Here is a 22,764-nt window from a genome sequence, read left to right as displayed (position 1 = left end):
CTCGACAATCAGGGCGCAAGCAGGAAATCGCGCACCATCGCGATCTGCGCCTCGTTGCGCAAGGTGGGCGCATGCCCCACGCCATCGAATTCGATCAGGCGGGTGCGCGTATTGCATTCCAGCATCCGCTGCGCGGTGGCCTGTGTCAACAGATCGGACTGCGCACCGCGCAGGATCAGGGACGGCACGGGCAGGTGGGTCCAGGCCTGCCACAACAGGGCTTCGGCGGCAACCGTGGCTTCGGGTGTCTGCAAGGCAAAGGGCTGGGCCAGGCGCAGATCGTAATGCTTGACCCAATGGCCGTCCTGTTCGTGGAACACGTGCTCGGTCAGCGCATTCCAGCCCTCGGCGTCGTGCGGCCCAAAACTGGCGGACACCGTCCGCACATAGTCCACCGCCTGCTCGTAGCGGTCAAAGCGCAGGTCCTGGCCGACGTACTCGCCGATCCGTGCCAGGCCGTCCGCATCCAGCGCGGGCCCGATGTCGTTGAACACCATGCGGCCCAGCGGCAGATCGGGCATGGAGCCCAGGCCCCACGCCCCCCGGGCGGGACGCAGGACGGGCGACACCGTCGCCATGCCCGCCAAGCCCAGTCCGATCAAGCCCCCCATGGAGGTCCCGACCCAGTCCAGCCGCGCCGGCCGCAGACGGGCGATCAGAGTCGTCAGATCCGCTACGTATTGAGGAATCACGTACGCCAGCGGATCGATCAGCCAGTCCGAGCGCCCCCGTCCGACGACGTCGGGGCAGACCACGCGGTATTCCTGGCTGAGCGCGCGCGCCAGCGGATCGAAATCCCGTCCGGTACGCGTCAGCCCGTGCACGCAGACCAGCACCCGGTCATTGTCCGGATCGCCCCATTCCCAGTACGCCATGCGGTGCAGGCCCGACGGACTGGCACAGGCGACAAAATCCAGGCGGGGCTCGTCGACCGGATCGAATTGAACGGCGGGGAAAGCGGAAGGCATGGAGCACCTCGAGTCGAACGGACTCCTTATTTAAACATGGTGCCGTCCGGACGCATGGAATCAGGCCGCGCCGCCGGTCCGGCGGCGCGGCCAGGGCTTCGGCTCGTCAGATATGCAGCGCCTGCCCCAGCGCCCGCAAGGCGGCTTCCTGGATCGCCTCGCCCTGGGTCGGATGGGCGTGGATCGTGTGGCCGACATCTTCCAGCCGCGCGCCCATCTCGATGGACTGGCCGAAGGCGGCGGCGAATTCCGACACGCCCCGCCCCACGGCCTGCCAGCCCAGGATCAGGTGGTTGTCGCGCCGCGCCACCACCCGCACGAAGCCGTCGGTGGACTCCAGCGTCATCGCCCGGCCGTTGGCTGCCAGCGGGAAGGACGCGTCGATGGCGTCGATGCCCGCCTGGGCCGCCTGCTGCGGCGACAAGCCCGCCGTGACGACCTCCGGGTCGGTGAAGCACACCGCCGGGATCGCCGCCGGCACGAAGCGCCGCGTATGGCCGGCGATCTGCTCGGCCACGCACTCGCCTTGTGCCATGGCGCGATGCGCCAGCATGGGCTCGCCCGTCAGGTCGCCAATGGCCCAGACCCCGCTCATGGAAGTGCGGCAACGGTCGTCCACACGCACCGCCAGACCGTCCATGTCGAGCATCAGGGAACTGAGCCCGAAGCCCCGGCTGCGGGGCTTGCGGCCGACGGCCACCAGTACTTGCTGCGCGGGCAGGACGCCTTCTGTCTTGCCCGACTGGACCCGCAGGCCCTTGACGTCCTCGGCCAGGCCCAGGACCTGGGTCTGCAAGTGCAGGCCGACGCCCAGGGATTTCAGCGCGGCATGCACCGGCCTGACCAGATCGGCATCGTAGACGGGCAGGATGCGGTCCTGGGCCTCGATCACATCGACCTTCACACCCAGCTTGCGGTAGACGATGCCCAGCTCCAGGCCGATGTAGCCCGCGCCGACGATGGCCAGGGATTTCGGCAATTTTTTGGGCGACAGGGCCTCGGTCGAGGAAATCACCGGGCCGCCGAAGGGCATGAAGGGCAGCGCAACGGGCTCCGAACCCGTGGCGAGCAGCAGGTGTTCGCAGCGGATGCGCTGGGGCGCGCCGGCCTTGCCCTTGACGACGGGATCGACATCCACGGTCTTGCCGTCGACGATGCGCGCCCAGCCCTGGACGACCGTGACCTTGTGCTTTTTCAGCAGCGCGCCCACGCCCGTGGTGAGTTTCTTGACGATGCCGTCCTTCCAGGCAACGCTGCGCGCCAGGTCGAGTTCCGGCGCCTGGGCGCGGATGCCCAGCGGCGAATCGCCGGCATAGCCTTGCAGAGCGTGGAACTGCTCGGCCACATGGATCAACGCCTTGGACGGGATGCAGCCGATGTTCAGGCAGGTGCCGCCCAGGGCGGCGCCTTCGACCAGCACGGTGGGAATGCCCAACTGGCCGGCGCGGATGGCGGCCACGTAGCCGCCGGGGCCGCCACCGATGATGAGCAAAGTCGTATTGATGGGATTGGACATGCTGCTTACTCCACGAACAAGAGCGCCGGGCACTCCAGATAACGCCGGATGCACTGGATGAACTCGGCGGCATGCATGCCGTCGACCACGCGGTGATCGAAAGACGAGGACAGGTTCATGAGCTTGCGCGCCACGACCCGGCCTTCCTGGAAGACCGGGCGTTCGACCACGCGGTTGACGCCGACGATGGCAACCTCCGGATGGTTGATGACGGGCGTGGACACGATGCCGCCCAAAGGCCCCAGGCTGGTCAGGGTGATGGTCGAACCCGTCAGTTCGTCGCGCGCCGCCTTGCCCTGTCGGGCAGCCTCGGCCAGGCGCGCGACTTCCGCCGCGCAAGACCAGAGATCCAGCGTCTCGGCATGATGCAGCACCGGCACCATCAGGCCCGACGGCGTCTGCGCCGCCACGCCCAGGTGCACCGCCCCATACTGGGTCACCACCCCCGCCTCATCATCGTAGCGGGCGTTGATCTGCGGGAATTCGCGCAGAGCCAGCACCATGGCGCGCGCCAGGAACGGCAGCAGGGTCAGCTTGCCGCGCCGGGTGCCGTGCAGGGCGTTCAGACGCGCGCGCAGCGATTCCAGTTCGGTCACGTCGATTTCCTCGACGTAGGTGAAATGCGGAATGCGTCGTTTGGATTCCTGCATCTTCTGGGCGATCTTGCGCCGCAGGCCGATGACGGGGACTTCGGTTTCCTCGTCGTGGGATGCGTAGAGCGCCCCGGTGGTGCGGTTCGAGGTCGCATTGCGATCGCGCGCCAGCCAGGCGTCCAGATCGCCGTGCGTGATCCGGCCGGCGGGGCCGGTGCCCGGCACGTACTGCAGGGTGATGCCCAGGTCCCAGGCACGGCGGCGCACGGCCGGTGAAGCCAGCGGACGCTGCCCTTCGGGCCGCGACGGAGCATGCGAGGCCGCATGCATGGCCTGACCGCCGCGCGCAACGGGCACCGAATCGGACTCATGTTCGGCCCCCGCCGGGGCCGACGCCCGATCTGCGGGACGGGACTCGACGAATTCAGGCCGGGGTTCGGGCCGGAATGCAGGCTCGGGTTGCGGCGCGGCGGGCGCCGAGGCTGCAACGGCCGCAGGCGCCGAGGCCGCCCGGGACGTCGCCCCGATCATGCCTTCATTGCCCTCGCCCTCGACCTCCAGGCGAATGAGTTCCGAACCCACCGCCATGACGTCGCCGACCTTGCCGCCCAGAGACACGACACGCCCATGCACCGGGGACGGCACCTGGACGGTGGCCTTGTCGGTCATGACGTCGGCCAGGATCTGGTCCTCGACCACGGCATCGCCCGCTTGGACGTGCCATTCAACCAGTTCGACTTCTGCGATGCCTTCGCCGATGTCCGGCATCTTGATGATGTGGATACCCATTATGCCTCCCGGAACACGCGCTTGAACGCCTCCGCGACCCGCTTGGGGCCGGGAAAATAAGCCCATTCGTGCGAATGGGGATATGGCGTGTCCCACCCCGTGATGCGTTCCACCGGGGCCTCCAGATGATAGAAACAATGCTCCTGGACCAGGGCGCACAGTTCGGCGCCGAAGCCGCTGGTGCGGGTGGCCTCGTGCAGCACCACGCAGCGGCCGGTCTTGCGCACCGAATTCAGGATCGCGTCCATGTCCAGCGGCCAGAGGCTGCGCAGGTCGAGGATGTCGGCCTCGATGCCGGCCTCGCGGGCGGCGACCTCGGCCACGTACACCATGGTGCCGTAGGTCAGCACGGTCAGTTCCCGGCCTTCGCGGTAGAGCGAGGCCACGTCCAGCGGCACGGTGTAGTAGCCCTCGGGGACATTGCCCAGCGGGTGCTTGGACCAGGGCACGACGGGCTGGTCGTGATGGCCGTCGAAGGGGCCGTTGTACAGGCGCTTGGGCTCCAGGAAGATGACCGGATCGTCATTTTCGATGGAGCTGATCAGCAGGCCCTTGGCGTCGTAGGGGTTGGACGGCATGACCGTGCGCAGGCCGGCGACGTGCGTGAACAGGGCCTCCGGACTCTGGCTGTGGGTCTGGCCGCCGAAGATCCCGCCGCCGCAGGGCATGCGGATCGTCAGCGGCGCGGTATAGCCGCCCGCCGAGCGGTAGCGCAGACGCGCCGCCTCGGAGAAGATCTGGTCGGCTGCCGGGTAGAAATAGTCGGCGAACTGGATCTCGACCACCGGCCGCAGGCCGTAGGCCCCCATGCCGATGGCCGCCGCCACGATGCCGCTTTCAGAAATGGGCGCGTCGAACACACGCGAAGAGCCGTACTTGGCCTGCAGGCCTTCGGTGCAGCGGAACACGCCGCCGAAATAGCCCACGTCCTCGCCGAAGACGACGACGTTGTCATCCCGTTCCAGCATCACGTCCATGGCCGAGCGCAAGGCCTGGATCATCGTCATGGGACGGGTCTTGCCCTTTTCCTGTGCCATGCTCATACCCCCAGTTCCTGGCGCTGCCGGCGCAGGTGCTCCGGCATGTCCTTGTAGATGTCCTCGAACATGGTCGCGACGCTGCTGGTGCGCCCCGTCGCCATCGTGCCATGGGCTTCGGCCCTTTTCTGTGCGGCGACGACCTCGGCCTCGCAGTCTTTCTGCAGCGCCTGGTGTTCCTGTTCAGACCAGATGCCGCGCTTGATCATGTATGCCTTCAAGCGCGTGATCGGGTCGCCCAGCGGGAAGCGCGACCAATCGTCGGCCGGCCGGTATTTGGACGGATCATCGGAGGTGGAGTGCGGCCCGGCCCGGTAGCTGACCCATTCGATCAACGTGGCGCCGTGGTTGTTGCGCGCCCGTTCGGCGGCCCAGCGGGACACGGCGTACACGGCCAGGAAATCGTTGCCATCCACCCGCAGCGAGGCCACGTTCGAGCCGATGCCGCGCGCCGCCAGGGTGATGCCCTCGCCGCCCGCGACGGACTGGAAGGTGGAGATGGCCCATTGGTTGTTGATCACGTTGAGGATCACCGGTGCCCGGTACACGTGTGCAAACAGCAGCGCCGTCTGGTAGTCGGATTCGGCCGTGGCGCCGTCACCGATCCAGCCGCAGGCGATGCGGGTGTCACCCTTGATCGCCGAGGCCATGGCCCAGCCGACCGCCTGGGGCATCTGCGTACCCAGATTGCCCGACAAGGTGAAAAAGCCTTTTTCCGGCACCGAATACAGCACCGGCAACTGGCGGCCTTTCAGCGGATCCTTGTCGTTGGAAAAGATCTGGCACAGCATGTCGAACAGGGGATAGTCCTGCGCGATGAGCAGGCCCTGCTGGCGATAGGACGGAAAATGCATGTCGCCGTCGCGCAGCGCCAGCGATTGGCCGATGGCGATGGCCTCCTCGCCCAGACACTGCATGTAGAACGAGGTCTTCTTCTGGCGCTGGGCGATGACCATGCGGGCATCGAAGATGCGCGTCTTGACCATGGCGCTCAAGCCCCGGCGCAGCAATTCGTCGTCCGGCGGGTCTTCGGCCCAGGGGCCCTGAGCCTCGTCCTGATCGTCGAGCACGCGGATCAGCCCCATGGCCAGGTCGCGGGTGTCGTAAGGGGTGATGTCGATGGGAGGTTTGCGCGCGGCCCCTGCAGGCTGCAGGCGCAGATAGGAAAAGTCGGTTTCCTGACCGGGACGCCCCGAGGGCTCGGGCACGTAGAACTTCAGAGGTGTCTGTGTCATGGTCGCAAAAATCTTTTGGATTTTTCACAAGCCCTTTGAACCCCCCTGGATGCCAGGCGTTTTCACAAGGACCACAGTCGTCTTATGGACGGCTGCCGGATCATCGCCGATCCCGCGCTCTCGCGCAAGACCGCGAAAACCACTAGGGATCCGTTCACGATATCCCTACGGGCGCCGTCCGTGCCAATAACGACGGGACGACTCCAGAACACTGTACATCGTCAAGCCGGTGCCGCGCGACCGGGCATTTACCCCGCCTTGCACATCCGTGCGCCAGAGGGCCGAACCGGATCGATGCCAGCGATCCAGCACGGCGGCGTCCGGATGACCGTGGCGGTTCCAGGCGCCCGCCTGGAAGATCACGTGCCGCGTCGCCACGGTATCGACGAAGGCGGCGGACGAGGACGTGCGCGAGCCGTGGTGCGCGGCCACGACCACGTCCACCGGCGTCAGGCCGCGTTCGACCAGGGCCATCTCGGTGCGCAGTTCGATGTCGCCGGTCAGCAGCACGCTGTGATGCGCGCCTCGCACCCGCAGCACACAGCTTCCGGCGTTGGCCTCGACACCCGTGCGGCGGGCGCGCACGTCCAGTGGCCAGAGAAATTCGAATTCGACTCCATCCATGCGCCAACGGTCACCGAAGCGGCACGGGACCGCCGCCTGAGGCAGTGGCGTGTGCTCCGCACCCAGCTTGCGGGTTTCGGCATTCAACCAGGGCTCCAGATCGAAGGAACTGAAGGCCTGCACCACGGGCACCGCCGCCAGTGCGCTGCGCACCCCGCCGGCATGGTCCAGGTCGGCGTGAGACACGACCAGCGCATCCAGGCGGCGCACCCCCAGGGCTTTCAGGGCCGGAACGATCGTACGGGCGCCCTCGTCGGCATCCCGCGCATGGCGCGCACCCGCGTCGAACAGCAGGGTGTGCCGCGCCGTACGGACCAGCAGCGCACTGCCCTGTCCGACGTCCAGCGCGTGCAGATCCCATTCCCCTTCACCGGGGCTGTCCTGCGGCCACAGCAGCATCGGCAGCAGCGCCATCCAGGCCCAGGCACGATGGCGGCCGCACAGGGCCATCCAAAACGACGCTGCCCGATGCCCGCCCCGCTTCCAGCCGACGAGGGCCGCCGCCCCGTGCCCGCCCCCTGGCCAGAGCGCCACCGCCACGCCGGCCATCGCCAGCGCATACACCCACGCAGGCCCGGCGGGCACGGGCCAGGCGGGCAAGGCGGCCAGCCATTCGGTCGGCCACATCATCAGGCTCAGCGCCCCATGCGCCAGCCAGGACAGGCCGGCGGCGACGGGCTCCAGGCCCGGTGCGAGCGCCACGGCGGCCAGCAGCAGCGACAGGGGCGTGACCAGCAACTCGATGACCGGAATGGCATAGGCATTGGTCAGCGGAGAAATCAGCGAGACTTCGTGAAAGGTCCAGGCCAGCAGCGGCGCCAGGGCCCAGGTGACCGCCCACTGCAAACGCGCCGCGAGTTTCAGGCCGCGCAACCAGCGATCGCGCCGCCGCTCGGGCCCGGGCGCAGGCTGCACCGCGTTTCCCGACGTGCCCTGCGCCGGATCGGCGCGGGCCGCCGCACCGGATTCGACCACCGCTTGCGCCCTCGCCCCAACCGCCAACAGCACGGCCACCGCCAGAAACGACAGCCAAAACCCGCCTGCCAGCACGGACCAGGGATCCGTTGCAACCACGGCCACGGCTGCCAGGGCCAGCACCCGCGAACCGCTGATGCGCAGTTGCAGTGCCTGGGCGCCCGCCACCACCGCCAGCATCATGAAGGTGCGCCGCGCGGGGACCCCCCAGCCCGCCAGCAGGCAATACAGCCAGGCGACCAGCAGCGCCGCAACGGCACCCGCCCGGCGGGCCGGCCAGCGCTCTGCCAGGCAACGGCCGCGCCAGCGCAGACGGCGCCACAGGGCCGACACCGCCAACGCACCCGCTCCGGCCAGCAGGGTGATGTGCGAACCGCTGATGGAAACCAGATGGGTGATGCCAGTGCGGTTGAAGACCGTCCAGTCGGCATCGTCCACGCCGTCCTGGTCGCCGATGGCCAGGGCCCGCAGCACCGGCCCGTAGCGCAGGTTCTCCAGGTAAGGGGCCATGGCCACGCGCACCGCATGGCGCGCGCGCCCGGCAACGACGGACAGGCCGGCCCAGTCTTCATCCCGCAGCCACTCCGGCGCACCCCGCACCGTGCCCTGCGCGCGAATACCGGCAGCGAAGGCATGGGCCTCGTAATCGAAAGCATGCAGATTCTGCGCGGCGCGCACTGGCCGCAGCACCAGGGCCATGCGCCAGACCTGGCCGGGGCGCACCTCGGGAAACGGCGGATCGGGCGGCCGCGCAGGCGCATAAGGACCGCGCCAGCCACCGGCCGGCCAGCGCACCCGGATACGCTCCGGGACACCACCAGGCCGGGCGTCCAGCACCACAGCCTCGAAAGCCAACTGGTCCGGCTGCAACCGGGGCAAGCTGTCGACGCGCAACGTCACGCGCGATACCCGGTCCACATTGCCATCGGCCAGCGTCTGATCCAGGCGCGCCTGGGCGCACCATACCGTCAACACGAAACCCGCCCAGGCGCTCAACAGGCACAGGATAGCCACACGCAGCAGGACGAATCCACGCGCTGGACCTGACCCGCTTTCTTCGACCGGCCCCGCCGGATCGATCCGGCGGCCGGCCACCCCCAGCCGCCCCGCTGCGCGGCGCCCTGCGCGCCACATCCCCCACGAGGCCAGCCCCAGCAGACCAGACACCAGTGCCAATGTGCCGCCACCCGGCAGATCGGCCAGACGGTGGGCACCGAGCACACCAGTCAGCCCCGCCGCCGCCATCGCGCGCCCAAGCATGCGATCCCCCCGAAACGAACCCTGCTTCAGCTTAGGGGGTGAACAGACCGCCGCGACGCCTCACGCGCATTGCTGTCCAGGCGGGAAACTACGCAGTGCCGGCTTCGCCCAGCACCATCGCCAGCCGGGGCAGTACCCGGCGGGCATTGGCGGCGCACTGCGCGGTCAATGCCTCGGCATCGAGGCCGCGCAACTCGGCCAGGACGCGGGCGATCCCGGCCACTTCCGCCGGTTCGTTGCGCGCCGGTTGCGGCCGACCATCCGGGCCGCGCCCCAACCAGGCGGGCGGGATGTCGGGCGCATCGGTCTCCAGCACCAGGGCCCCGGCGGGCAACTCAGTCGCCAGACGGCGGATCTGCAGGGCGCGCTCGAAGGTCATGGCACCACCCAGCCCCAGCGCGAAACCCAGCCCGAGGAACTGCCCGGCCTGCTGGAAACTGCCGTTGAAGGCATGGGCGATGCCGCCGATCTGCGGGCGGCGGCGCAAGTGCTTGAGCAAGGTGTCCTGGGACCGGCGCACGTGCAGCAGCACCGGCAGGCCGTGACGTTGCGCCAGGTCGAGCTGGCGTGTGTAGAACTGTTCCTGGCGCACGCGCAGCTCCGGCGTATTGACCGCCGCAACAAAAAAATCCAGCCCGATCTCGCCGATTGCCACCAGCTTGGGGTCGTCCCGCGCCGCCGCCAGCGCCGCGTCCAGCGCGTCCAGATCGTCCTCGCTGGCCCGATCGACGTACAGCGGGTGGATACCCAAGGCATAGCAGACGCCCGGCGTGGCATGCGCCAGGTCCCGCACGACCGTGAAGTTGGCGCGCATGACTGCCGGGACCACGATACCCCGGACACCCGCCCGCCGCGCCCGTTCGATCACGGCCGCCCGGTCCGCGTCGAATTCAGGGGCGTCCAGATGGCAGTGGGTATCGATCAGCATGGGAACTCCGTGTGAACAGCCCGCGCCCTACCCGGCCTCTGCCGTGTCTTCGGCGAGCCGCCCCGCCTCCATGTGGAAGCGCCGGTGCGCCAGGGCCGCCAGCGCCGGATCGTGGGTGACGATGACGAAGGCCGTACCCAGGTCCTGATTGATACGGGCCAGCAGATCGAACATGGCGGCGGCCGTATGGCGGTCCAGATTGCCGGTCGGTTCGTCGGCCAGCACGCAGGCCGGCTGCGTCACCAGCGCCCGCGCCAGGGCCACACGCTGGCGTTCACCGCCCGACAACTGGCCCGGGAAGTGCGCGGCCCGAGCGGACAGACCGACCTGATCGAGCATCGCGGCCGCCTGCTCCCGGGCCTCGGGGCGCGTGCAGCGACGCACGATCAGGGGCATGGCCACATTGTCCAGCGCGGTGAATTCCGGCAGCAGGTGGTGGAACTGATAGACGAAGCCCAGGGCCTGGTTGCGCAAGCGGCTGCGGCGACGCTCGTCCAGCCCCGTGGCGGCCTGGCCGGCAATCCACAAGCGCCCTTCGTCCGGCTCGTCCAGCAGGCCCAGCACGTGCAGCAGCGTGCTCTTGCCCGATCCCGAGGCCCCGATGACGGCGACCATTTCATGGGCATGGACGGCCAGGCTGACGTCCCGCAGGACCTCGACCCGTCCGGCGCCCTCGTCATAGGTCTTGGCCAGGCGCTCGGCGCGCAGCACGGCGTCGGCGACAACGGAATCAGTCATGGCGCAGCACTCGGGCGGGTTGCAGACGGGATGCCCGCCAGCTGGGGTACAGCGTGGCCAGCAGGGACAGGATCAGGGACGTGCCGCCGATCACGGCGATGTCGCCCAACTGGGGGTTGGACGGCAGTTCGCTGATGAAATAAATCTGCTGCGGCAGGAACTGGATGCCCAGCAGGCCCTCGATCCAGGGAACGATCACGTCCACGTTGTACGCAATCAGCGTGCCCAGGGCGACGCCCGCCAGTGTGCCCACCACACCGATCAGGGCGCCCTGGATCAGGAAGATGCGCGCGATCTCGGCCGGCGTGGCTCCCAGGGTACGCAGGATGGCGATGTCCGAACGCTTGTCCTTGACCGCCATCACCAGCGAGGACAGCAGATTGAAGGCCGCCACCGCCACGATCAGCGTCAGGATCAGGAACATCATGCGCTTCTCGGTCTGCACGGCGGCGAACCAGGTGCGGTTGTTCTGGGTCCAGTCCATGGCCCGCACGCCCGCCGGCATCCGGCCCAGCAGCGCATGCGCCACCTGGGGCGCGCGCTGCATGTCGGCGATGCGCAGGCGCACACCGCTGACGCCGCTGTCGCGGAACACCTTGGCGGCATCCTGCACGTCGACGAACACCAACGAGGCGTCATATTCGTAATAGCCCGAGGAAAAGATCCCCGACACGGTGAACTGGCGCATGCGCGGCGAAAAACCGGCCGGCGAGATCGAGCCCTGAGGCGCAAGCAGCAAAGCCGTGTCGCCGACGTTCAGGCCCAGGGACTGGGCGATCTGGCTGCCCACCACCATGTTGAAGGAACCCGGCGTCAGGCTCTTGAGCGTGCCTGTGCTCATCTGGCCGGCCAGATCGGACACCTCCGGCTCGATGGTCGGATCGATGCCACGCACCTGGACGCCGCTCAGGCCCTGTCCGCGCGCCAGCATGCCCTGGGCCGCGACGAACGGTGCCGCGCCCCGGACCGCCGGGTCCTGGCGGGCGGCGTTGGCCAGGTCGTGCCAATGTTCCAGCACCTGCTCGTGACCGGTGCCCGGCACGTACAGTTCGATGTGCGGCAGCACCGACAGCATGCGGTCGCGCACCTGGGTCTGAAAGCCGTTCATCACCGACAGGACGATGATCAGGGCCGCCACCCCCAGCCCAATGCCCGCCATGGAACTGGCCGCCACGAAGGACACGAAGCGGTCGCCCCGGCGTCCGCCCCGTCCCGCGCGGGCCAGGCCCGCGTAGCGCGCCCCTATCCACCATTCATACGCCATGCGTATCGTCATCCTTGTCCGATTGACCCTACAATTCCGCCATGCACATCGTGATACCCGGGGCCTTGCCCGAACCCGAGGTGGCCGCCGAGCTGGCGCCTCATCTGGCGCAACGCGCCCCCACCCTGGCCCGCTGGCTGGGCCTTGGCACGCCCCGATCGACGGCCTGTCCGGCCGCCGAATCCTGGTGTATGCCGCTGGAACACTGGCTGCTCCAGGCGCGCGGATTCGCGCCAGCACAAGAGGAGCATATTAGCGCAGGTCTGGGGCCGCTGCGCCTGTCCGGCACGGATGACGCACCGGTCTGGCTGGCGGAATTGATCCATATGGCGCCCTCGCGCGACGGCGCAGCCCTGCTGCCGGCCGACACACTGGCGATCACGGCCGAACAATCCGCCGCCCTGCTGGAATCGGCCCGCGAACTGATCGAGGACAGCGGCATCATCCTGACACCGGACACCCCCGACACCTGGCGGGTGCGCTGGCCCGAACCCATCCATCTGGCCTGCGCCAGTCCGGCGCTGGTCGCCGTCAGCGCCGTCAACGACTGGTGGCCGCAGGACCCGGTGGCACGGCCCTGGCGGCGCCTGGTCAACGGCCTGCAGATGGCCTGGTTCGAACATCCGGTCAACCAGCAGCGACAACAGGACGGTCTGGCCCCGATCAACAGCCTGTGGCTGTACGGCGGCGCGCGGCGCAGCCAGTTGAGCCGTCCGTTGCCGGACGATCTGAGGATCGAAACCGCGCTGCAGCCTTACGCCGCCGCCCAGGACTGGGGTGGCTGGATCGAGGCGCTGGCGAACCTGGAACAACACCGCTTCGCGCCCCTGGCCGGCACCGCACCGACCCTGGTGCTGACCGGACGCGAACAGACTGTGGAACTGGACACGCGCGCAGGCTGGCTGCGGCGCCTGCGTCCGCTCGACTGGAGGCGCTGGTGGTGCAACCGCTGATCCTTGCGCGTGCCGCCGATGCGGCCCGGACCCGGGCCCTGATGCAAGCCGGCGCCCATCCTCTGCTGGCTCGCCTATGGGCCGCCCGCGGGCTGGAGCAGGCCGGCCCGACCGAATGGGCCGCGCTGATTCCTCCGAACAGACTCAGTCATGTCGCCCAAGCCGGCGAACTGCTGGCCGACGCCATCCAGGCCGGACAACGGCTGCTGATCGTGGCCGACTACGACTGCGACGGCGCCACGGCCTGCGCCGTGGCCGTGCGCGCCCTGCGCGACATGGGCGCGCGGGTCGACTTCCTGGTCCCCAACCGCTTCGAGACCGGCTACGGCCTGTCCCCGGCCGTGGTTGAACTGGCCTGCCGCCATCCGGCCGGCAAGCCCGATCTGCTGGTGACGGTGGACAACGGCATCGCCAGCCTGGAAGGCGTCGCAGCGGCACGCGCCGCCGGGATCGAGGTCATCGTCACCGACCACCACCTGCCCGGTCCCGAACTGCCCGACGCCCTGGCCATCGTCAACCCCAACCAGACGGGCTGCGGCTTTCCCTCCAAGCATCTGGCGGGCGTGGGGGTGATCTTCTATGTCATGCTTTCCCTGCGCGCCGCGCTGCGCGCGCGCGGCGCCCTGCCGCCCAAGGGCGGACCCAGGCTCGAATCCTACGCCGACCTGGTGGCCCTGGGCACGGTGGCCGACGTGGTGCGCCTGGACGCCAACAACCGGCTGCTGGTCGGCCAGGGGCTGCGGCGTATCCGCCAGGGCCGGATGCAGGCCGGGCTGGCCGCGCTGTTCGAAGTCGCCGGCCGCGATCCGTCTCGGGCCGGCACGGACGATCTGGGCTTCGCCCTGGGGCCGCGCATCAACGCCGCCGGCCGCATGGCCGACATGAGCCTGGGTATTCACTGTCTGCTGGAAGACGACCCCGGCCGCGCGCTCGAACTGGCCCGGGCGCTGGACGAAATCAACCGCGAACGCAGAGTCCGGGAAACCGTCATGCGCGACGAGGCCCTGGCGCACCTGGACACGCACGCTCAGGAAACCCGCGCCGCCAGCGTCTGCGTCTGGCAACCCGGCTGGCACCCGGGCGTGATCGGCCTGGTGGCCTCGCGCCTGAAGGAAACCTACTGGCGCCCTGCACTGGCCTTCGCGCCGGACGATGGCGACACCCTGCGCGGCTCGGGCCGTTCGATCCCCGAGATCCATCTGCGCGACGTGCTGGACCTGGTCAGCAAACGCCTGCCGGGCGCCATCCTGCAATTCGGCGGCCACGCCATGGCGGCGGGCCTGACCCTCAAAGCTGCCGCCTTCGACGATTTTGCGCAGCAGTTCGATGAGGCCGTCCGCACTCTGGGCGGACGCGAATCCTTCGAACCGCGTCTGGACACCGACGGGTCGCTGGAACCGGACTACCTGACCGTGGAAACCGCCGGGCTGCTGGCCGACCAGATCTGGGGCGCCGGATTTCCGCCACCGTTATTCCAGGATCGTTTCCGTGTCCTGCATCAACGTCTGCTGAAGGACAAGCACCTGAAGCTGTTCCTGGAACGCGACGGCCTGCGCCTCGACGCCATCTGGTTCAATCACGCGGAACCCTTGCCGGACACCATCGAAGCCGTCTACCGGCTGGATTGCAACACCTGGGGGGGCCACAGCAGCGTGCAACTCCTGATCGAGGATGCCCGGGACGCGGCCTGACAAGGCCCGCCAGACCGTCGGCGGCCTGGCTCAGCCCGCCGCGCGCCCCGACTGCGCAGGCCAGGCGGCCAAGAGCAGACCCGCCAGGGCCAGGCCGAAGGCCAGGGCCTGCGGGCCGCCGAAAGGCTCGCCCAGCATCCAGACACCGACGCAGGCCGAACCGATTGGCAACATCACGGTGAACACCCCGGCCCGCGAGGCCTGCACCCGGCGCAGGCCCGTCATCCACAGCCAGACGGTCCAGCTCGACGCCAGACCGTAGAACAGCAACAGCCCCCACACCGCCCAGGACACCATGCCAAAATCGAAACGCCAGGCCGCCCAGGCGCCTGCCGGCAGCATCAGCACGAAGCCCCACAGATTCATCAAAGCGCTGATGCGCCGCGCCGACAACACGGCCGTCAGGCGCTTGCCGATCACGGCATAGCAGGCTTCGCACAAAACCGCACCGAACAGCAACGCATAGCCCAGCCAGTGTTCAGATCCGACACCTGGCCCCAGACTGTCTCCGGATTCGGGCCGGATCAAGGCCAGCAGTGCAATGCCCGACACTGCGCAAGCAATGGCCACCAGCACCCGGGGGCGGATCGCCTCGCGCAACACCACCCGGCTGAGCACCGCAATCGCGGCCGGGATGGCCGACATCACGACCCCGGCGGCCACGGCGCCGCTGTAGCTGACACCCAGCACCATGAAGACCGTGAACAGAAAGCTGCCGATGAAGGCTTCCAGAAACACCAGCAGACGCACACGCGGCGTGGGCGCAGGTTCGGCGGCCGGCCGGCGCAGCCAATGCAGCATGCTCGCGCCACCGATGCCGAAGCGCAGCCACCCCAGCAGGAAAACGGGAAACACCGCAGCCAAAGGTTTGCTCAGAGCCACGCAGGCACCGACCACGAACATGCTGGCCGCCAGGCAGCCGTAGGACAGCAGCGGCGCCCCTTCGCTCTCCCGGGCACTCACACTCATGCGCGCGGCTGCCGCGACGACAATACGATGCCGCCGATGATCAGGGCGAAGGCCAGCGCATGGAAAAGCCGGGGTGTTTCGCCCAGCAGGCTCAGCGACAACACGGCCGCGAACAAGGGCGTCAGGTTGTTGAAGAAGCCCGCCAGCGTCGGGCCGACGCGCTGCACCCCCGCGCCCCAGCAGCGAAAGGCGATGATGGCCGGGCCGATGGCGACGAAAGCCACGGTCAGCGCCAGGGGCCAGCCCCAGTCGATCCGCCAGTCCGTCAGCCCCCACTCCAGCACCGCGAACAGGCCCGACCAGACCGCGCCGTAGAGCACTTGTCCCAGCAGAAAGCCGGCCCAATGCGCCCGCACGGGCGCATCCGCCGGGACCCGGGTCAATTGCCAGCTATAAAAAGCCCAGATGATGGTGGCCAGCACCATCAGCAGATCCCCGGCCACGAAACGCAGCGCCAGCAACTGATTCCAATCGCCCTGGGACAGCACCACGGCGACCCCCACCAGAGACAGCGCCGATCCTGCCACCTGAGCCGGCCGGATCGCCACGCCGTGAAACACCCGGCCCACGATCAGCATCCACACGGGCATGCTGGCCGCCACCAGCGTCACGTTCATCGGCGTCGAGGTGTGCAAGGCCAGATATTGCAACGAGTTGTAGAGCCCCACCCCCAGCAGGCCCAGCACGGCGTAGCGCCGCCATTCCCGCCAGATGGTGCTGCCGGCGCGCAACACCTCATGGCCCAGGGGCAGGAGCAGCAGCAGCGCCAACGCCCAGCGCAGGAAGTTCAGGGTCAGCGGCGGCACCATCTCGGCCACCGCCCGGCCGACGACTGCGTTGCCCGCCCACAACAGGGGCGGAACCAGCAGCAAGGCCACCGTGCCGGGGCTCAATCGTTCGTTCATGCGGACTTGGAAAACAGAGGGTCAGCGGGAATTCTAACCGCACCGGTTCCCCGCACGACCGTACAGCCCCTGATTGAGTCCTGATTCAGTCCTGATTTCTTGACATGATGATGCTTCAAGCCTTATCATTAAGTGTTTGATAATCAGCGGTTTTCAATGCTGGCTTTTTCTTTTGCCAGTCTACGCGGGATTCATTCCGCCGTCCCCTCGGGGGGTTTCACCCCTGCCCGGATCTGATCGTCTTCAAGACCCCATCCGCATGCCACGCCTGGCCACCGGCGAAGCGCATGCCCGCTGATCTTTTGTCCCCTCACCGGAGCACACACAATGGCTAAAGAAGAACTGCTCGAAATGCACGGGTCCGTGACGGAAGTCCTGCCGGACTCCCGTTTCCGCGTGACCCTGGACAATGGGCATCCGGTCATCGCCTACACCGGCGGCAAGATGCGCAAGCACCACATCCGCATTCTGGCGGGCGACCAGGTCACCCTGGAAATGTCGCCCTACGACCTGACGAAAGGCCGCATCACCTTCCGTCACCTGAACCGCGGTCCCGGCACCGGCAACGCTCCGGCTCCCCGCCGCCGGTCCTGATCCATCGCCGGTCCTGATCCGGCGACACCCGGCGCGGCCGATCCAGGTCCGCGCCCTGCGCATACGGCGGCGCGTCAGCGTCCACCCGCTTTCCCAGAAAATTTCAGTGGCAGTCCGGCACCGTCTGGTCCAGGTAGACCTCGAAGGCGATGTCCCGGGCCTGCTGGCGCGCCAGTTCGCGCACGCGCTCGGCCGAGGTGGCCTGGCGCACGGCCGCCTTGCGCGGCGCCGACAGGTCGTCGCGCATCAGCCGCGTCAAGGCCTGAGTCCGATAAGGCGCCAGTTGCGCCGAAAACTTGCGCCACTCCGGAAACGTCAGCAACTGCTTCATGAAGTCTTCGTCCTGCACCGCCGCGTCGCACTGACCAACCCGCAGGGCCAGCAAGGCATCAGCCGCCGAAGCGTAGATCTGCTCGATCGCGCCAAAGCGCGCCGACAGTTCGCCGGACACACGGCCGTCCGCGCTCAGGCACACGGTCCGACCGCTCAGGTCGGACCAGGCATGAATATCGGTATCGGTACGCATGATCGCCATGGGGGCGGCCGACCAGGCCAGCCGCGTGGCGCGCACACCCTCTGGCGACGCGTCTTCATCGGGCCACACGCCCACCCAGGCATCCAGCGCACCATCGGCGAGTTGCTGCGCGGCTTGCGCCGCAGCCACCGCCTGCAGGGGCGCACCGCCCTGCCCCAGTTGCCCCGCCAGGACCTCGATACGGGCCGTGGTGCGGACCTTGGCGCCTGCCGCATGAGGCGCAGGCACCTCGGCCACGCCCAGACGCCAGCCATCGCCCGCGGCGGGCAGGGGCGCGGGATCCGTGGACGCCGCAGCGGCGGCCCCGGGCATCGCCAGCGTAGCGGCCACCAACCCGGCCAGCAGGCCGGACCTAAGAGATGAATGGGCTAAGTCCTTCATGACGTTGCACGCCCCGGCGGCCTGCCGGTCCTCACACGTATTGATAGCGCAGCACTTTGCGCTTGATGTTTTCCAGGAAGACCTGATCGATCAGCGTCGCCAGGATGGCGATGGTCAGGATGTTGGCCATCACGCCCACCATGTCCGCGGTTTCACCCGCGTAGGCCAGCGAACGCCCCAGTCCCTGACCGAAACCGATCAGCATTTCGGCCGAGATCAGCGCCCGCCAGGCGTTGCCAAAGGCCAGTTGGGCGCCGGTGATGAGTTCGGGCATGACGGCGGGCAGATAGACACGCCGCACCATGTCCCAGGGGTTGGCCCCCATGACGCGCGCAGCCGACACATGGGTCTGCAACACGCTCTCGGTCGCATTCATGACCGACAGGGCCGCCGGGAAGAACGCCGCCAGCGCAATCACGACGATGATGGGCACGTTGCCAAAACCCATCAAAATGAGGAACAACGGCACCCAGGCGATCGACGGAATCGATTGCAGGATGATGATGGCGGCCTTCAGAACCTCGCGGAAGAACAGCAGCAGCCCGCCGGCCAGGCCAAAGCCGATGCCGAACAGCAACGCAAAGCCGTAGCCCACGCCCAGCCGACCCATGCTGCCGGCCAAGGTGGCGCGGAACTCGGCGGTCTGGATGTCCTGCCACACGCGCTCCAGCACTTTGGGTACGCCCGGCATCAGAAAGTCCGGCAGGGTCCAGGCGGCCATCTGCCAGAACAACAGAATGGCTGCAATGGCGATCAGCATGGCCAGCTTGCGGGCAGCGGGAGAAAGACGTTGTTTTTTACTCATGGATTCCAGGCATGACATGGCCGGGTATCAGGGAATCCCTGACCCGGCCATCGGGATATTCAGGTCTGCTCACGCGCTGCTGCAAACGGCATGACGCGGACAAGACCCTGGTGGCGGGGTGCCATTATCGCACCCGGCCGCCCCACACATCACAGCTTGCGGGCCTGCTGCCAGTCCAGATCGACGATGGACTTCACCTCGTAGGGCTTGCCGTCCTGGGTCTTCAAGGCGCCCTGGGCCTGCATGATGTCAGCCACTTCCTGCATGCGCGACAGGTCCTGCGGTGTCAACGCAGCGTTGAAGGTCTGGGTCTGGATCGCCTTGCTGATGATCTGTTCGCGCGGCACCTCGCCGTGCTTCAGTGTCTTGAGCGTCGGCTCGGCGATGAAGTAACCGGCAATCAGCCTGGCGGCTTCATCGGGCTTTTTCTGCAGCAGATCGATGGCCTCGCGCTGGGCGTCCAGAGACTTCCAGACCAGATCCTTCTTGTTCTTCAGGGTCTCGCCAGAGGTGATCGTCACCATGCAGGGAAAGGGCCAGACTTCGCCGATCTCGTAAATCTGCTTCACCGGCGCGATCAGTTGGGCGATGCTGGCCTGGGGCTCGAACAGAAAGGCCGCATCCACGCGCTTGCCGACCAGGGACTGCACGGCCACCTGCGGGCTCACCCCCATGACCGTCACGTCTTCGGGTGTCAGACCCGCGTTCTTCAGCACCACGCCGCGCAGCACCGTATCGGCCGTGCTGCCTTCTTTCTGCGAGGCCAGGGTGTGGCCCTTCAGGCCGGCCACGTCCTGGATGCCCGTGTCTTCACGCACCACCAACGCATGAAAGCCCTGCTGCGCACCGCCCACGACCTTCAGATCCGCGCCACGCGAGGACCAGGAAGCCGCGTTGGTGAAGCCCAGCACGCCGGTGTCGAGCTGGCCGCCGACGATGGCCTTGATCAGGTCGGTGCCCGACTTGAACTCGACCAGTTGCACGTCCAGCCCCTGCTTTTCATAGAACTTGCCTTCGTAGGCAGCGATGGCCTGGGCGTCGTCCATGACACGGATGTAGCCGACCTTGAAGGGTTCGGCGGCCTGCGCCTGGGACGCCAGCGCCAGCGCAGCGGCCAGGGGAATCAGAAAACGATTCAGTTTCATGCTGCAAGTTCCTCGGGGATGAAAGTGGAGTGTCCGGTGTCGTCGACGATACCCAGCAGGCCCAGGATTTCCCGGCGCATGGCGGAAAAGTTCGACAGGTCGTGGGTCTTTTCAGCGTCCGACAGGTGAAATTCCTTCAGCACGCGCGACGGCCGGGCGCTGAAGACCAGGATACGGTCGGCCAGGAACAGCGCCTCGTCCACATCGTGGGTCACCAGCAGCACCGTGGGCCGGGTTTCACGGATCAAGGTGCGCAGCGCGTCCTGCAGCGTCATGCGGGTCAGCGCGTCCAGCGCGCCGAAAGGTTCGTCCAGCAACAGCACCTCGGGGTGCGTGATGAACGCACGCGCCAGGGCGCAGCGCTGACGCATGCCGCCCGAAACCTGATGCGGGAAATAATCCTCGAAGCCCTTGAGCCGCACCTTGTCGAGCCACAGCCGTGCCTGGCGCTGAGCCTCGGTCCGGCCCACCTTCTGCAATTCCAGCGCCATGGCGACGTTCTGGACCAGGGTCAGCCAGGGATACAGTGCGTTTTCCTGAAACATCAGCATGCGGCTGGGATCGGGCTTGCGCACCGGCTGGCCGTCGACCAGCACCTGGCCGGACGAAGGCTTTTCCAGGCCTGCCGCCATGTGCAACAGGGTGGACTTGCCGCACCCCGACGGGCCGACCAGCGCCACCAGTTCCCCCGGGGCGATCTCACGCTCGAAGCGTTCGACCACCCGCAGATCGCCGAAGTGCTTTTCAACCTGTTTGAAGGAAAGATTCATATGCAGAAAATCGCCGGAAAGGAAGCGGTTTAATAATGTTCGATACTTTAACGACCCACCTTAATGAGCAACAACGATTTGTTCACCATTTCATTATTCCTTATGGAAATATAAAGATTCGGGACCGAGCGGAATGAGTCCGGACACAGTGCCGTCCCTGCAAGAGCGCTACGATAAGGAACCCACACTCCGGAGGCCCCCAATGTCCAGCCCGTCCTCCCCGGACCCGATCGCCCGGTTGCTGGCCGTCCACGCCGAAACACGCACGCGTCTCCAGGCTCTCGCCGCCGGCGGCGCGGCCGTCCCGGCCGACTTCGCCGCCCTCGCCGCCTGGGTCGACGGTCCGGCGCACATCGCCCACGACATCCTGGAACAGCGCCTGTTTCCTGCGCTGATCGAATCCATGGCGGGATCGGACGCCGTCTGCCTGAAAGGCATGACCGGCGGCCTGGCTCAGAGCCGCACCGATCTGGACCGGCGCTGGCACCAGGCAGCCCGCCTGCTGGAGCGCACCGCCCCGGACGATCCAGCCAATCCGGCAGCCCGGGACGCTCTCGCCGCCTGGGCGGACGACACCCTGGCCTGGCTGAAACGCGCAGACGAGGAACTGCTGCCGATGGCGGACCGCCTGTTGGACGGCACCGCCCTGGCCGAACTGGCCGCTGATTGCGCCCGGCTCGATGACGGCGCATGAGGCCATCATGCGCAACCTGATCCTCATTCGACACATCAAGAAACAACCAGTCTTCCCGCGCTTATCCAGGCATGCCTGCCCCGAGAAGCGCGCTGTGCCTGAACATTTGAGGCCTCATCTTCCAAGCCCCTGTCTCCACGGCCTTGACCCGACACAAAGCAAGGTCACTTCTAATGGTTTGCCCGTGTCGACGGTGCCATTCGTTTCTGTCTATACTCCGCACGTTCAACTGCCGTTCAGTCAGTCGGCCATCAGCCAGACGCCATGAATTTTCAGCATGACGCATCCCAACCCCGGAGATATCCCCAATGAAATTTGCGACCACCCGCATCGCCACCGCTATCGGCCTGTCCCTGACCCTGGGACTGGCCGCCGCCACCGCTCACGCCGCCCCCATCGTCGTCAAGTTCAGCCACGTCGTCGCTGAAAACACCCCCAAGGGCCAGGGCGCGCTCAAGTTCAAGGAACTGGCGGAAGCCGCTCTGCCGGGCAAGGTCGAGGTGCAGGTGTTCTCCAACTCCCAGCTCTTTGGCGACGGCAAGGAAATGGAAGCCCTGCTGCTGGGCGACGTGCAGATCATCGCCCCCTCGCTGGCGAAATTCGACCGCTACACCAAGAAGATCCAGATCTTCGACCTGCCCTTCATGTTCGACGACATGGCTGCCCTGGACCGCTTCCAGAGCGGCCCCAAGGGTCAGGAACTGCTGGATTCGATGAAGTCCAAGGGCATCAAGGGCCTGGCCTACTGGCACAACGGCCTGAAGCAACTGTCCACCAACAAGGACAAGCTCACCCGCCCCGAAGACGTCAAGGGCCTGAAGTTCCGCATCCAGTCCTCCGACGTGCTCGAAGCCCAATTCCGCCAACTGGGCGCCAACCCCCAGAAGCTGGCCTTCTCCGAGGTCTACCAGGCGCTGCAGACCGGTGTGGTGGACGGCGCGGAAAATCCCTGGTCCAACATCTATTCGCAAAAGATGCATGAAGTCCAGAAGACCATCGCGGTCACCAACCACGGTGCGCTGGACTATATGGTGATCACCAACTCCGGCTGGTGGGACGGCCTGCCCGAAGACGTGCGCGCCGGCCTGCAAAAGGCCATGGCGGGCGCCACGGAACACGCCAACAAGCTGGCCGCCGACATCAACGACCGCGACCGCCAGCGCATCGCCGATGCCGGCAAGGCGAAAATCCAGGAACTGTCCAAGGAAGACGTCGCCGCCTGGCGAACCACCATGCGCCCGGTCTGGGACAAGTTCCAGGATCAGATCGGCAAGGACATCATCGACGCCGCCGTCGCCTCGAACCAGCAATAAGGCACGGGGATACACCCCTCGTCCATTCACGGCCGCTCTCCAGCGGCCGTTTCACGTCCACCTCGCCGCTTGCATGCGGCTC

20 protein-coding genes are annotated in these 22,764 nt (G+C 67.3%); 5 read left to right on the top strand and 15 right to left on the bottom strand.

Annotation, left to right across the window (positions count from 1 at the left end; translation table 11 throughout):
- Nucleotides 1-8 precede the first annotated feature (8 nt).
- The 9 genes from WA983_RS06380 to WA983_RS06340 form a co-directional block, all read right to left on the bottom strand.
- On the bottom strand, nt 9-968 hold the full coding sequence (locus tag WA983_RS06380) for an alpha/beta fold hydrolase (RefSeq protein ID WP_424250901.1): 960 nt from the start codon (nt 966-968) through the stop codon (nt 9-11).
- Nucleotides 969-1,074: 106 nt separating this feature from the next.
- Nucleotides 1,075-2,484, bottom strand: coding sequence for a dihydrolipoyl dehydrogenase (lpdA, locus tag WA983_RS06375; protein WP_424247666.1), 1,410 nt, complete (start codon nt 2,482-2,484; stop codon nt 1,075-1,077).
- Between the two features lie 5 nt (nt 2,485-2,489).
- A complete protein-coding gene (locus tag WA983_RS06370) occupies nt 2,490-3,866 on the bottom strand; it encodes a dihydrolipoamide acetyltransferase family protein (protein WP_424311750.1) in 1,377 nt (458 codons plus the stop codon).
- Nucleotides 3,866-4,909: an alpha-ketoacid dehydrogenase subunit beta gene (locus WA983_RS06365; protein ID WP_424247670.1), complete on the bottom strand. Its 1,044-nt coding sequence runs from the start codon at nt 4,907-4,909 to the stop codon at nt 3,866-3,868. Before WA983_RS06365 ends, WA983_RS06370 begins: the two co-directional genes overlap by 1 nt.
- On the bottom strand, nt 4,906-6,138 hold the full coding sequence (locus WA983_RS06360) for a 3-methyl-2-oxobutanoate dehydrogenase (2-methylpropanoyl-transferring) subunit alpha (RefSeq protein WP_424247672.1): 1,233 nt from the start codon (nt 6,136-6,138) through the stop codon (nt 4,906-4,908). The genes WA983_RS06365 and WA983_RS06360 overlap by 4 nt, the downstream gene beginning before the upstream one ends.
- Nucleotides 6,139-6,303: 165 nt before the next feature.
- Complete coding sequence (locus WA983_RS06355) at nt 6,304-8,997, bottom strand: ComEC/Rec2 family competence protein (RefSeq protein ID WP_424311749.1); 2,694 nt, start codon at nt 8,995-8,997, stop codon at nt 6,304-6,306.
- An 88-nt stretch (nt 8,998-9,085) separates the two neighbouring features.
- Nucleotides 9,086-9,925 (bottom strand): TatD family hydrolase, encoded by an 840-nt coding sequence (locus WA983_RS06350; RefSeq protein WP_424311748.1) that lies wholly within the window; start codon nt 9,923-9,925, stop codon nt 9,086-9,088.
- A 27-nt stretch (nt 9,926-9,952) separates the two neighbouring features.
- On the bottom strand, nt 9,953-10,663 hold the full coding sequence (locus tag WA983_RS06345; protein ID WP_424251265.1) for an ABC transporter ATP-binding protein: 711 nt from the start codon (nt 10,661-10,663) through the stop codon (nt 9,953-9,955).
- Complete coding sequence (locus WA983_RS06340; RefSeq protein WP_424251271.1) at nt 10,656-11,927, bottom strand: lipoprotein-releasing ABC transporter permease subunit; 1,272 nt, start codon at nt 11,925-11,927, stop codon at nt 10,656-10,658. The genes WA983_RS06345 and WA983_RS06340 overlap by 8 nt, the downstream gene beginning before the upstream one ends.
- A 41-nt stretch (nt 11,928-11,968) precedes the next feature.
- On the opposite strand from WA983_RS06340, the gene WA983_RS06335 reads away from it, so the two are divergent.
- Together WA983_RS06335 and recJ are read left to right on the top strand one after the other, a co-directional pair.
- Complete coding sequence (locus WA983_RS06335; protein ID WP_424251267.1) at nt 11,969-12,880, top strand: hypothetical protein; 912 nt, start codon at nt 11,969-11,971, stop codon at nt 12,878-12,880.
- Complete coding sequence (gene recJ, locus WA983_RS06330; protein WP_424311747.1) at nt 12,865-14,571, top strand: single-stranded-DNA-specific exonuclease RecJ; 1,707 nt, start codon at nt 12,865-12,867, stop codon at nt 14,569-14,571. The genes WA983_RS06335 and recJ overlap by 16 nt, the downstream gene beginning before the upstream one ends.
- 30 nt (nt 14,572-14,601) lie before the next feature.
- Here recJ and WA983_RS06325 read toward each other — a convergent pair whose 3' ends face one another.
- Both WA983_RS06325 and WA983_RS06320 read right to left on the bottom strand, forming a co-directional pair.
- Complete coding sequence (locus WA983_RS06325) at nt 14,602-15,540, bottom strand: DMT family transporter (protein ID WP_424251406.1); 939 nt, start codon at nt 15,538-15,540, stop codon at nt 14,602-14,604.
- On the bottom strand, nt 15,537-16,445 hold the full coding sequence (locus WA983_RS06320) for a DMT family transporter (RefSeq protein WP_424311746.1): 909 nt from the start codon (nt 16,443-16,445) through the stop codon (nt 15,537-15,539). Before WA983_RS06320 ends, WA983_RS06325 begins: the two co-directional genes overlap by 4 nt.
- A 327-nt stretch (nt 16,446-16,772) precedes the next feature.
- Here WA983_RS06320 and infA point away from each other — a divergent pair, with 327 nt between their 5' ends.
- Entirely contained in the window at nt 16,773-17,039 is a 267-nt protein-coding gene (gene infA, locus WA983_RS06315) for a translation initiation factor IF-1 (RefSeq protein ID WP_424246972.1), read from the top strand.
- Between the two features lie 103 nt (nt 17,040-17,142).
- Here infA and WA983_RS06310 read toward each other — a convergent pair whose 3' ends face one another.
- The 4 genes from WA983_RS06310 to WA983_RS06295 form a co-directional block, all read right to left on the bottom strand.
- Complete coding sequence (locus tag WA983_RS06310) at nt 17,143-17,955, bottom strand: ABC transporter substrate-binding protein (protein WP_424311745.1); 813 nt, start codon at nt 17,953-17,955, stop codon at nt 17,143-17,145.
- Nucleotides 17,956-17,986: 31 nt separating this feature from the next.
- Nucleotides 17,987-18,715: an ABC transporter permease gene (locus WA983_RS06305; protein ID WP_424246975.1), complete on the bottom strand. Its 729-nt coding sequence runs from the start codon at nt 18,713-18,715 to the stop codon at nt 17,987-17,989.
- Nucleotides 18,716-18,909: 194 nt separating this feature from the next.
- A complete protein-coding gene (locus tag WA983_RS06300) occupies nt 18,910-19,905 on the bottom strand; it encodes an ABC transporter substrate-binding protein (protein WP_424246969.1) in 996 nt (331 codons plus the stop codon).
- Nucleotides 19,902-20,675, bottom strand: a complete 774-nt coding sequence (locus WA983_RS06295) for an ABC transporter ATP-binding protein (protein ID WP_424246967.1) — start codon at nt 20,673-20,675, stop codon at nt 19,902-19,904. Before WA983_RS06295 ends, WA983_RS06300 begins: the two co-directional genes overlap by 4 nt.
- 202 nt (nt 20,676-20,877) lie before the next feature.
- On the opposite strand from WA983_RS06295, the gene WA983_RS06290 reads away from it, so the two are divergent.
- Nucleotides 20,878-21,369 (top strand): hemerythrin domain-containing protein, encoded by a 492-nt coding sequence (locus tag WA983_RS06290; RefSeq protein ID WP_424311744.1) that lies wholly within the window; start codon nt 20,878-20,880, stop codon nt 21,367-21,369.
- Nucleotides 21,370-21,677: 308 nt separating this feature from the next.
- Nucleotides 21,678-22,682, top strand: coding sequence for a TRAP transporter substrate-binding protein (locus WA983_RS06285; protein WP_424246964.1), 1,005 nt, complete (start codon nt 21,678-21,680; stop codon nt 22,680-22,682).
- The last annotated feature ends 82 nt before the right edge of the window (nt 22,683-22,764 follow it).

The organism is Castellaniella sp. (genome assembly GCF_049650445.1).
GTDB lineage: Bacteria > Pseudomonadota > Gammaproteobacteria > Burkholderiales > Burkholderiaceae_B > Castellaniella.
This window is presented reverse-complemented; position numbering and strand designations above follow the sequence as displayed.